We start from the raw sequence: 12,164 nt of genomic DNA, 5'->3' as shown, positions 1-12,164 counted from the left end.
GTAGACAAGATACATAACTAGAGGAAATCTATTTCATTGCATATATATAAAGGTGATTAAGTATCTAAGTACCAATAGAAGGAGTGATATACCTGAAAGCCATTGTATTTATCGGTACAAACAAATCTGGGTCTAGTCGTGAAGCAACAAGGGCAGCAGAAAAATTAGGCTACTTCACAGTACTTTTCACAAATAATGAAAAACAACTTGAACAGCGCAGAGCCTACCCCGACATCCATAAAATGATACTCATTGATACTTTTGATATCGAGAGCATGAAAGATGAAATTGAGAAACTAGGAAAAACTGGATTAAATATTAAAAGTATCGTTAGTTTTGTTGATCCATTTGTTCATATTGCTTCAACACTGTGTGATGAATTTTGTCAGAACTATACATCCTCCAGTGCGATTGAAACTATGGAGGATAAAGAAAAAACAAGAAAGTTTTTACAAGATCAACCATACTCGCCAAAATTTTTGCTCATGAAACCGAACGAACCCATAGCTAAAAATTTGACCTTTCCATTAATCGTAAAATCTCCTAAATCAACAGGCTCAAAAGATGTCTTACTAGCAACGGATGCCGATCAGCTCAATAACCACCTCAAAGCACTTCGCAGTAAAAATCCCTATGAAACCATCATGATTGAAGAATATTTAGATGGCCCTCAATATTTAGTAGAGGCGGTTGTTTATCAACGTCAACCACATGTCATTGGTATAATTGAGCAAGAAATTACGCAAGGAAAACGATTTATTATTACGGGCTATGGTGTTCTAGTGAAAGCCCCTAAAGACATCCAATCGGGCATCGAGGAGGTACTCCATTCCATCGTGAAAGCCTTTGATATTGAGAATGGGGCGCTTCATTTAGAACTTCGATTAACCCAAAATGGTTGGAAGCTTATCGAGATCAATCCTCGAATTTCAGGTGGCGCTATGAATAATATGCTACAAGCAGCTCTAGGTTTTAGTTTAGTAGAAGAAACATTGAAGATATTGCTAGGAGAACAGCCTAATCTGCAACCAAGACACAAAAAATTTGTTTATACAAAATATGTCATTGTGGAAAGTAGAGGAATATTAGAAAAGGTTATTGGCAAGGCAAGAGCGACAAGATCAACTGGCGTCGTTGAAGTATATGTCAAACCGAGAAGAGGTACCCTCCTCACCCCACCTTTATCAATGGGTCACCGTTATGCCTATGTCATTGCAGAGGGAGCAACCTTGAAGGAAGCAAGAAATCACGCAATCAATGCAGCGAAGGAAATAAAATTCATTTTGAGAGTTTGAAAAAAATATCCCGAATAATTGCCGCTTGCCAGTGGACAGTTACTCGGGCTTTTTTAATTTCATAAGTCGTAATCCATTATTCTTCTTTAAACGTTTGATCTAAAAACTTCACGGTTTCGAACATATTGGTTTTACTTGCACCCTTCACAAGAATGGTATCATGAGGCTTAATGAGCTTTTCAAGGAGGACATGCAATTGATCTTTATTAATAAAATGATGGACTCTGGATGGGTCCATGCCCTTCGCGATGGCTGCATTACTCATTTCATCTGTCCTAAAGCCATAGGTAATAAATTCATCGATGCCTATGTCATATACGTATTCCCCAACCTTACGATACTCCTCTTCCCTCAAGACACCAAGTTCTCGCATTTGCCCAATAATGGCTACTTTTCGATTTGTTGCGATATTCGTCAGTACATCGAGCGCAGCACGAACCCCCTGCGGATGAGAGTGTACCGTATCATCAATAACCGTTATATCATCTCGGCAATTATAAATCGTTAAGCGTCTTGGTGGTTTTTTAAAGTTGAGCCCAGACTGAATATCAAGTGGACTAAACCCTAAAAGATCAGCCACTGCCACTGCATTCAATGCATTATATACATGATGTTCTCCTAAAATAGGAATATATAATTCTATTTCTTGCCCATGTAGCTTCATTTTAAAGGACATGCCGACATCTTTATATTGCAAATCATATGCACGGTAATCCGCTTCTTTTTTTATGCCTACCGTGATGATTTTCCCTTTAAATTGCTGTGTCTCTAAGTATCTTGAATTGTCATCATCTTGATTGACAATGAGTAAGCCCTGTTGATCCATGCCATGAATCAATTCCGATTTTGCCTTGGCAACACCCCTTACATCTCCATCAAAGTTCCCAACATGGGCTAAGCCTATATTCGTTACAATACTAATATTCGGCTGGATGATGCTACAGTGATTGGTAATAATGCCTGGGTAAGCCATCCCATACTCTAATACAACGGCCTGATGTGAATCATTGATTTCTTCCTTATGCTTTTTCGTATGCTCTGTCGTATTCCAGTAATCCTTTGATTCAAATACATTCCATTTTTTCGATAAGATGGAACCAATAAATGCCTTTGTTGTGGTTTTCCCTGCACTTCCTGTAATCGCAATAATAGGCAGGGTTTTCTTTGCCTCCACTTGCTTACTTTTTTGTTGGACAATGTTCTTTTTCAGCGGTTTTTGATTTTTGGCAAGATACATCGCATAACGGATGGAATGGATGACCACATCTAATTCCAAGTAAAAGGCAGGGGGACAGCCTGGGCGCCAATTGACCTCATACATCCAAATTTTTTGATGTTGATCTAAGCCCACATCAATGCCAATTTCATCAATAACCTCCCCAAATTTCGCCATTTGAATTTCATCCAGATGATGTGCCAGCGCCAGTGAAAAATGCTCAAGCATTCGTCGGATATTATAGGCCTCTTCCTTAAACTCCTGCTCCAAAAAAGGATCTAAATAATTGGTATAGCCACCATTATTAATATTCGGTATGATGGAGCCATTTGGTGCAATGCGTGGATATACCGTTGTCACTACCCATTTACCTTCTCCATTTTTTTGAACATGCAGGCGGAAATCATAGACCTGACCAGATTTTGTAACAGATTGAATATACGGCTGCATAATAAAGGTGCCAGACGCAAGTTGCTCCTTTATCAATGAATCCAATTGTGGCTTTGTATAGGTTGTCGTGGTGCTATCCTTTCGCACCTCAAAATACTTGGCTCCCGCCTTCGTTATAAAATAAATGCCCTTCCCTTTTCGTCCATCAATTGGCTTAAACACCACTCGTTTATAATAATTAACGAACTTATGAAATAAATCGGCATCCTTTACAATTTCAGAGGGAATCAAATACTGTTCAAATTCCTTCGCTTCCTTTAATCGTTTCATCACATTCCATTTGTTCCCGATTGAATGGGTGGTAAATGGAATCTCCTCTTTTAAACGGTCAATAATCTCCTTGGAGACAGATAATTTCTCAGGGCTTCCTGCATTATAGATAACATCAGGAAAGGGCATTGTTTTTTCCTGCCATTGTCCATTCTCATAGACCTTTGCTCGAATAGAACGTTTGGCAAAGTCCACACTTTTAGGTGTGAAGTAAAAAAATGTTGCGCCTTCAGCTTTCGCAACTGCTGCAAAGGCATAGGACTTGAGCACTGTTGTCGGATCAAGTCGATGATGCAGCATACCAATAATCGTCATAGCTAAACTTCCTTTCATTAGATTCTCTCTCTATTACATTCACTTAGTATCCCTAGCATATAGACAGATGCTCTAGCTTTAGTAGTTTAATATGGCACTACCATTTCGGCTCTATGATAAATTTCCCCTTCAACATGTCTGGCTTTAAGAGCTGAATGGCCGATATACCGCTGAGTTCAATAGATTTCTTTGTACTTGTTTTTTCTAACCTCACCACATCTGCAATCGAATTTGTATCGTTTCCTTCATAATCATAAGCACGCAACAACGATACTGTGCCACGGCAACGCTCTCTATCAACAGCCTCAATGCGGAAAAACTCGGTCTCAAATTGTTTCACTGTATCCAATAAGCGTAAATGAGCACCACTATGTGTAATTAAGAAAAATGGAATCGTATCACTCCCGACAATTTTAATAAGTAGCTGACCAAAATATTTAGAATGAAAATTCATCATAATATCCTGAAGATCCTTTAAATCACTTAAAGCTTCACATAAAAAGTGATTTCTTTTCTTATCACTATTCAATTCGTAGCCCCCTCTCTTAGTTTGACTATACGATTTGATCCCTGTAAGTTGCCCTCTCGTTATCATATGTTGTGACAAAAAATATGGCGACTTCTTCCTAAAGAAACTAAAAAAACCTCCACCAATGAGGGGAGGCTTTTGCAAAAGTTTATGTTGCAAAACATGCGAGGAGATCATGTATCGTATAGTGTTCTAATGCAGTTACAGTATGATGTTTTGTATTGAATGGTAATTGTTTGGTAATCTCGTTCGGAATGACCACTGTAAAAAGACCCGCTGCTACTGCGGCTTGTGCGCCATTCGGTGAATCCTCAATTGCCATGGCCTCATCAGCCTCTACACCTAATTGTTCAAGCGCCTGCAAGTAAAGCTCTGGATCAGGCTTAACATTTGTCACCGTGTCAGCACTACAAAAGCAATCAAAGTATTGTCGGATACCCAGCCGATCCACATACAAATCAATCCATTGACGACTGGAGCTACTAGCAAGTCCAATTTTCAAACCCGCTTCCTTTGCCTGCTGTAGCAATGTTAAAATACCAGGTCTTAGCGTTTCCGTTTCCATCCATTGTGCATGGCGTTGCTGAATGGCTGTTTGAAAAGCCTCCACATCCAGTTGTATGTGATGATGTGTAACAAGATATGTATAGGGATTAAAAGTTTGAAGATTGGTCCCAAGGCACTTAGCATAGGTCGCTAACGATAATTCAACACCATATTGTGCATAGGCATCCTTAAAAACGTTATACCATGCTGTTTCCGTATCAATGATAGTACCGTCAAAATCAAAAATTAGAGCTTTTATCATCAAATTCTCTCCATTCAATTGTTTTGCGCTGAATCAAGCCCAGGTTTTGGCAGAGTTATCCGTCAATTTCCTAATCCTATCCATCAATTTAGACCCGCTATCCGCTACTTTCGCATTTCTATCTGCTTTTGCTATCCACCACTTCTTCACCTTTATCCCCCTGATTCAACAAGCTAACGCCTCCTATAATGAGGGCAATACCGATCGCAGAATAAACAGTAAAAATATCGTGCCAAATGACAATACCTACCAGAACGGTTAAGGCTGTGCCGACACCTGACCAGATAGCGTAGGCCAAGCTTAATGCCATGGTTTTTAAGCAGAGAGATAGGCTATAAAACGAAATACCATAGCCAATTGCTACCGCCAAGGATGGAACGAGGACAGTAAAGCCGTCTGAGAACTTCAACATGGTTGTTGCAAAGACCTCGCTTATAATCGATAGTGTTAAAAATAAATAGCCTTTCATCATGTTCAACTCCTAATGACCACCAGCAAGATTGAGTACCACGACACCCAAGATAATGCATAGAATCCCTAATATCTTTTTGCGATTAAATCGTTCCTTATAGAGGACAACCCCCACAATAGCGGTTAACGCTGTCCCTAAACCTGCCCAAATTGCATAGGCTGTGCCAATAGGAATCACTTTTAATGTTAAGGCTAAACAATAAAATGCCGTTCCATAGCCTACTACTACGCCGATTGATGGCCCAATTCGTGTGAAGCCCTCAGTACGTTTGAGCATGGAACTAGCAAAAACCTCTGCTATGATAGCGAGAGTTAAAAAACTAAAAGCCGTCATTCAAAAAATCCTTTCTGCTTTGCTTTTAGATGTCATCCTCTTCCTCTACATATTCCAATATGTCTCCTGGCTGGCAGCCCAAAGCTTTACAAATGGCATTTAATGTAGAAAAACGTACGGCTCTTACCTTGCCTGTTTTTAAATTAGAGAGATTGACAATCGATACATCCACCCTCTCTGCAAGTTCACTCAGCTGCATTTTACGATCCGCTAGCATACGATCTAATCGAATAATTATGGTCATGTTTTCACTTCCTAAGCTGTTGCATCATATTCATCCTGAAGGAATGCACCGTATCGGAAAATACGTGCAAAGGTCCAAATCACCACACCACATAGTAAAAGAGTCCAGTGAATGCCTGTAAAATGATAGCTAATCCCCTTGATCAAACCCGTCTCGACAAATCGGGACTCCAATTGAAATTGTTGCATAATCAGATAGACGGTATATGTACGAAATGCATTCACTGTCAAGCTCAATACAATCACACAGTAGGCAATTCTCTCCATTTTTTTACTATTTGCGAGTGAAAATACAATACCTTTTGATAAATTACTTAATATATTCCTCACTTGTACAATAATCATTAATAAAATAGCTATGTATATTGTAGCAGTAAATAGAAAGGTCATGACATCTTTTTTTGAATAGTGAATGTCCCTTGTCACATGGTCTGCCAGCTCCATTTCCAATCCCTCTAACTGAACGGCAGCGGTCACACTGCCCTTTGCTAATAAATGATTCACTTGTTGCTCTGATACCACCATTGCTCCCACCATAAAAATCGCGAGCATCGTCAAGGCAAAAATCATCATCACCATGATGATGGTAAAAGCGGTACGAAGCCCCTTTGTCATCCATCGAAATTCTTTACTTTGAATTGCTTGCCCCATTATCAACCTCTCCCTCCTTTCTCTCTATTATACATCCCCTTTTATCTCTATCAATAATTTCTTAATGTTTATCATTAATAAATTATTGATAAAAATAAACCCTCTAAAGTTTAGAGGGTTTTATTTTAGTAATCCTATCTTTACTAAATATTCTTTTGCTACTTCTGCTGCAAGCTTTCCTTCTACATTCACCTGATAATTCATTTCTCGCATTTCATCATCTGTAATGTGATCAGCTAGTTGATTTAACGCTTCTCCAATCTCTGGATAGGCAGATAGCGTTTCTTTCCTTAGTAAAGGCGCTCCCTGGTATGGTGGGAATAATGCTTGATCGTCCTCCAATACACGTAGCTTGTATTGACGAATTTCACTATCCGTTGAATAAGCATCGAGCAAATTAATATCACCTGATTGTATTGCCTGATAGCGAAGCTTGGGCTCCATCGTTGCAAGTGTCGTAAAGGCTATTCCATAGCGTTTTTGTATGCCCACATAACCATCCTCACGGTCATTAAATTCTAATGTAAAGCCTGCTTTCACCTTCTGCTCTATTGGTTTAAGGTCAGAGATTTTTTGCAGTTGATAGCTCTCAGCCAGCTCCTCTGATACAGCGAGTGCATACGTATTGTTATAGCGCATAGGACTCAGCATGACCATATCGAATTGCTTCTGCATCCCCTCTTTTGCCTGAAGATAGACGTCCTCTTGGTTATTATTAATGGCTTCTTCCTTTAAAAACTCCGAAATGGCGGTGCCTGTAAATTCAGGATAAATATCAATACTGCCCGATTTCAATGCATTGAATACAAATGAAGTTTTACCAAGCCCTGGCTTTAATGTCACCGTTAAATCGGTCTCCTGCTCAATTAATAATTTATACATATTGATGAGAATCTCAGGCTCCGCACCAAGCTTTCCTGCAATGACAATTTCATCTTGCTGTTTACTGCTTAGAAGCGGGAAGAAAATCATTCCCAGTGCCACTAAACTTATGAGACTTAATGTCGTTATTGTTTTTTTAAAGGACAGAGATTCTAATTTTTTAAGCGCCACATCAAAAATCAGGGCTAAAATAGCGGCGGGAATGGCTCCTATAAGAATGAGTGCCGTGTTATTTCGGTCAATCCCGAGTAATATAATATCTCCTAAGCCTCCTGCACCAATTAAAGCGGCTAATGTTGCCGTCCCCACAATCAGCACCATTGCTGTGCGAATACCAGCCATCATAACAGGCATAGCAAGTGGTAGCTCTACCTTTACTAAACGCTTTGATCGATTCATTCCCATAGCTAATGCCGCTTCTTTCAGTGATGGGTCAACCTCATTGATGCCTGTGTAGGTGTTTCGTAGAATAGGCAACAGCGCATAGACGACTAACGCAATAATTGCGGGAACTTTCCCAATACCGAATAAAGGAATTAATAAGCCGAGCAACGCTAAGGAAGGAATCGTTTGCAGCACAGCACTAATCCCAATAATACTCTCGGCTACTTTCTTTTTATTGGTTAAATAGATACCTAGGGGAATAGCGATGAGGACAGCAAAAAATAGCGCAATAAAAGAGATTTGGATATGCTCTAGTAATGCAGCCAGCAGCTGTGCCTTCCGTTCCTGAAATACATCTATCACATTAGCCACCATGCCCATGCCCTCTTTTCTTAGAATCCGCTGCTAAATAACGAAGCGTGGAAGCTCTTGTCACCATACCAATGAGCTTGCCATTCTCTTCGACACCTAACAAGTCATGCTCGGCTAATTTTTCAAGAATCATCGGAAATGGGGCATCAACAGGAATGGTATGCCCAAAGTCGTTTGTCACTGTGATTGGCTGTAACACATCATGGATCGTAAACAATTGATCCAACTGCTTACCTCCAATAAACTGTTGGACAAAATCATTTACAGGATTTTGTAGCAATTGCTGTGGAGTGCCTATCTGAACAATTTCGCCATCTTTCATAATACAGAGACGATCTCCTAATTTCAGTGCTTCCTGCATATCATGTGATACAAATACAATGGTTTTCTGGATGGTACGCTGCATCTCTAGTAAATCATCCTGTAGTTTGGTGCGACTAATAGGGTCTAGCGCACTAAAGGGCTCATCCATTAAAATAATTTCTGGGTCTGCTGCCAAGGCACGAACAACGCCAACCCTTTGCTGTTCGCCTCCTGACAGCTCCTTTGGCTTACGCTGACGATATTTCGCTGGCTCCAGCCCCACCAACGCTAATAGTTCGTCTACACGCTGATGGATTCTCGTTTTACTCCATTTCTTCAGTTCTGGTACAACCGCAATATTTTCCTCTATCGTCATATGCGGAAATAGGGCGATTTGCTGTAGTACATAGCCAATACTCCAACGTAGCTCATGGATATTATAATCGCTAATTCTTTTATCATTGATCCAGATGGTGCCTGCTGTTAGGGGGATTAATCGATTAATCATCTTCAACAAAGTAGTTTTGCCGCATCCACTAGGGCCAATAATAACAAAGAATTCACCCTTTTTAATTTCTACATTTAGCGCTTTGACAGCTATTTGGTTGTTATCATATTGTTTTGAGACATTGTCAAATGTAATCATCTGTCATCTCCTTTAAAATGTGCTCAATAAATGCGTTCACTTTTTATATTTCACCAACAAAAATTATTTCAAACATTTGTAGATAGATGAAACTATTTCATTCTAAATACTTCGCCTTTAGGCACAAACGGTAGCTTGGCCCCCTGTGGTAGTACGAAGGCATGCTGTCTTTTAATGGCTAAACGATCACATTGTCCATCTGTAATAATTAGGATAGGACCATCTTTGGGAAAATCCTGTGCTGCTTCAAGTAGCTGTATACCAGGCTGTAAAACTGTGCCTCCTCTACCTCTTACTTTCACTTTCGTTAATAGTTCTTCAGGTGCTAGATAGCCCGCATCATAGGCAACAGCATCACAAAATATAACGCGAACAAAGGGGACATCTCTAGCGATGCTATAGCTCACTATTGTGCCGAGTGCTTTTCCTAGTAAGATACGGTCCATGGAGCCTGATGTATCAATAAGGACTGCGAAAGTTCGTCCATCTTCCTCACCGCTTTGATGAATCCATCTTGGTCTTGCTATATCGGGTGTCGATGCTTGTCTTCTACTGGGGCGGGTATACGTTCTAACTTTCTCTATCGGTTGAAACATCCGATCAAACCATTTGGCTAATGCCACATCCCAAGCAATAGGAGGCTGTGCTAGGCTACGAATTTCCTCAATGAGCCCTTGTGGCAGATATCCTCTCTCTTGGGTCATATGATAGCTTAACCCTTGACTCAATGCCCTTCTATAAAAAGCATCTAAATCCACACCTACCTTGCCTTCCCAAAAATTTGGTGGATTCGTTTCAATCATATCGCCTATGCCCTGCCCTCGAAAGGTTCTTAATTTGCGATACATCCTAATATCTGTAACAATACGATCATAAATAGATTCTGCTGAAAATCCTTTTAATGTTGGATCATATAGCCCACCAAATGCTGGCATCTCGCCGATTTGCATATCGATGAGCCAGCCATTGATAACATAATCACAAGCAACATTCCATAAGTAGGGATCACGTCCTTGTCTGCGGGTAGCATGGCTTAAACCCGCATGCAGCAATTCATGTGCCATTAGAAATCGCATTTCCTCATCGGTCATTCCCACAGCCGTATTCAAATAAATCTCCTTTGTTTCCACTGCAATGGCTGCGACCGAGATATCCATTCTTGTACAAATAAGTGGGTCTTCAATGATCGTAAAATCTGCTGCCAAAGCACCAAATAAGGGATAGGAGCTCATAAACCAAGCCTTTGCGCGTTGTGCTTGTGTTACCCTCGTTGTGCCTCCCAATGTGTTTTCTACCCCACCTGCTACTCGAATGGCACTTTGCACGGCTTTCGATAAACCTTCTGCAAATAATGCAGCGAAATCACTATTCCCTCTATAAAGATAGCCTGTTTGATTTTGTGAAATCACAAAGTCCACTTGGCCTGGCATTGTACTATAGCCTTTCAAATCATCTGGTACACCTTCTCGTAATAATCTTTCATATAATTTTTCCTCAGAGCTAATGGCCTCAAAAAGAGGATTACTCATTTCCTTTGGTGCTTGACCAAATTTTAGCTCTGCTAAAAATTTTGTTATATAGCAGTCACAGGCAATATTCCAAAGCTCCTGCTGCTCTTTTGATTGATGATGATGTAAGCCAAGGTGTAGCAAGCAATGCGCTATCACATAAGCCCATTCATTTGGCTGACCTTTTTTATCCTGATTCACATAAATAACACCTGCGCTTGTAACGTAAGCCCAATCCTTTTGGGGCATACTTTCGTATTGCATGTAAACAGCATGACATAACGCCTCGAACAGGGGATGTGTAGAGACGATGTCATGCCCACGTGCGATGGCTTTCTCATTTTTATGCTCCTGCTGTGATGCTTTCTTTTTTTTGGCCATAAGCTACCCTTCCTTTTTGGCTACTAAACGAGGTAAATCTCGGATAACCTCCAGCATAAACCAGGCAGGCAATGCTTCACCCTTTTGCTCTGATACAACCATCTGTGCAATTTCTAAGCTGATGGATGATAAGTCCTTGATCAAGTCTTTGGCTCGAAAGGCTAATTGCCGTTGATTGCCCTTCAATGTCGTATGCTCGTTCGGAAGTTCCTTCAGTAACTGAGCACGGAAGGATTGTGCCATGAAATAAAGCAAATCTCTTTCATCAGGTTGATCGGGCCAACGTAATTCTCCTTGAATAATTTTAGCAAGATCATATTTACTCTGCACTTGCTTGATAAAGGCTTTAAATTGACTGGCAGTATGCGCGGATAGGCAGCTACTTGCTAATAGATCAATTGTTTGTTCTTGTAAGCTATTGCCATATGCATACAAACAATCACTTAACATATGCCATGAACGAGGCGTGGAGAAGGGTTCTTCTGTTTTCGGAGGTTCGCTCCATAAATGATCGGGACGCATTTGAATATACTCAATCACATATGGATGTATTTCATGTGTATAGGCCCATTCAAGCCAATCTTTATGCGATGCCCTAAGCTGAACATGGACCATCCGATTGATTAATGCGGAGGACATCGGCTTCACAATGGCGTTATCCTGAGCCCGATTGCCTGCACCAATAACAATCGTACCCTCTGGCAATGTAAACTCTCCAATCCTGCGTTCATGAATAAGACTATAAAACGCTTTTTGTACTTCCTGTGAGCAAGCATTTAATTCATCTAAAAAAAGGCAATAAGGTTCATCGCGTGCAATCATTTTGGGTGGACAAAAAACACTGTAGCCATCCTTAATCTGCGGAACACCAATAATATCCTCAGGTGCTAGCTGACTGCCCAATAACGATACACAATGTAGCCCTAATTCACTAGCAAAGTTTTCAACAATCGCTGATTTCCCAATGCCAGGTGCTCCCCAAATAAAAACTGGTCTTACTGTCGCTACATTCAGTAGAAAATCATATAGTTGTTTTTGTGTCACATTAAAAATCGTATTCAATCAAAACGCCCTTTCAACTCATTGTTTTTAAAGGTTAATAATAC

General features: G+C 40.3%; 12 protein-coding genes. 1 reads left to right on the top strand and 11 read right to left on the bottom strand.

Going from position 1 to position 12,164, the window contains the following annotated elements:
- Positions 1–83: 83 nt before the first annotated feature.
- Positions 84–1,295: an ATP-grasp domain-containing protein gene (locus tag LCP48_RS09015; RefSeq protein ID WP_004229393.1), complete on the top strand. Its 1,212-nt coding sequence runs from the start codon at positions 84–86 to the stop codon at positions 1,293–1,295.
- A 76-nt stretch (positions 1,296–1,371) separates the two neighbouring features.
- On the opposite strand, the gene LCP48_RS09010 is transcribed toward LCP48_RS09015, so the two are convergent.
- From LCP48_RS09010 to LCP48_RS08960, 11 genes are all read right to left on the bottom strand, one after another.
- Entirely contained in the window at positions 1,372–3,564 is a 2,193-nt protein-coding gene (locus LCP48_RS09010; RefSeq protein ID WP_004229395.1) for a YheC/YheD family protein, read from the bottom strand.
- Between the two features lie 79 nt (positions 3,565–3,643).
- Positions 3,644–4,075, bottom strand: coding sequence for a hypothetical protein (locus LCP48_RS09005; RefSeq protein WP_004229405.1), 432 nt, complete (start codon positions 4,073–4,075; stop codon positions 3,644–3,646).
- Between the two features lie 148 nt (positions 4,076–4,223).
- Positions 4,224–4,883, bottom strand: coding sequence for an HAD family hydrolase (locus LCP48_RS09000; RefSeq protein ID WP_009370900.1), 660 nt, complete (start codon positions 4,881–4,883; stop codon positions 4,224–4,226).
- A 118-nt stretch (positions 4,884–5,001) separates the two neighbouring features.
- Positions 5,002–5,352: a DMT family transporter gene (locus tag LCP48_RS08995; RefSeq protein WP_004229409.1), complete on the bottom strand. Its 351-nt coding sequence runs from the start codon at positions 5,350–5,352 to the stop codon at positions 5,002–5,004.
- Positions 5,353–5,364: 12 nt separating this feature from the next.
- Entirely contained in the window at positions 5,365–5,688 is a 324-nt protein-coding gene (locus LCP48_RS08990) for a DMT family transporter (RefSeq protein ID WP_004229410.1), read from the bottom strand.
- 25 nt (positions 5,689–5,713) lie between these two features.
- Positions 5,714–5,932 carry a helix-turn-helix domain-containing protein gene (locus LCP48_RS08985; protein ID WP_004229412.1) on the bottom strand — a complete coding sequence of 73 codons (219 nt, stop codon included), beginning with the start codon at positions 5,930–5,932 and terminating at the stop codon, positions 5,714–5,716.
- A gap of 11 nt (positions 5,933–5,943) precedes the next feature.
- Positions 5,944–6,582 carry a DUF2975 domain-containing protein gene (locus LCP48_RS08980; protein ID WP_004229415.1) on the bottom strand — a complete coding sequence of 213 codons (639 nt, stop codon included), beginning with the start codon at positions 6,580–6,582 and terminating at the stop codon, positions 5,944–5,946.
- A gap of 120 nt (positions 6,583–6,702) precedes the next feature.
- On the bottom strand, positions 6,703–8,223 hold the full coding sequence (gene opuFB / locus LCP48_RS08975) for an osmoprotectant update ABC transporter permease/substrate-binding subunit OpuFB (protein ID WP_318528171.1): 1,521 nt from the start codon (positions 8,221–8,223) through the stop codon (positions 6,703–6,705).
- A complete protein-coding gene (locus tag LCP48_RS08970) occupies positions 8,213–9,169 on the bottom strand; it encodes an ABC transporter ATP-binding protein (RefSeq protein WP_004229417.1) in 957 nt (318 codons plus the stop codon). The genes opuFB and LCP48_RS08970 overlap by 11 nt, the downstream gene beginning before the upstream one ends.
- Before the next feature lie 92 nt (positions 9,170–9,261).
- Positions 9,262–11,058, bottom strand: a complete 1,797-nt coding sequence (locus tag LCP48_RS08965) for a vWA domain-containing protein (RefSeq protein WP_004229420.1) — start codon at positions 11,056–11,058, stop codon at positions 9,262–9,264.
- A gap of 3 nt (positions 11,059–11,061) precedes the next feature.
- Positions 11,062–12,120 (bottom strand): AAA family ATPase, encoded by a 1,059-nt coding sequence (locus LCP48_RS08960; protein WP_225340876.1) that lies wholly within the window; start codon positions 12,118–12,120, stop codon positions 11,062–11,064.
- Positions 12,121–12,164 lie beyond the last annotated feature (44 nt).

The organism is Lysinibacillus capsici, assembly GCF_020217405.1.
GTDB classification, from domain to species: Bacteria; Bacillota; Bacilli; order Bacillales_A; family Planococcaceae; genus Lysinibacillus; species Lysinibacillus capsici.
Note: the sequence above shows the minus strand (reverse complement) of the source record. Positions and strands in the feature narration are given on the sequence as shown.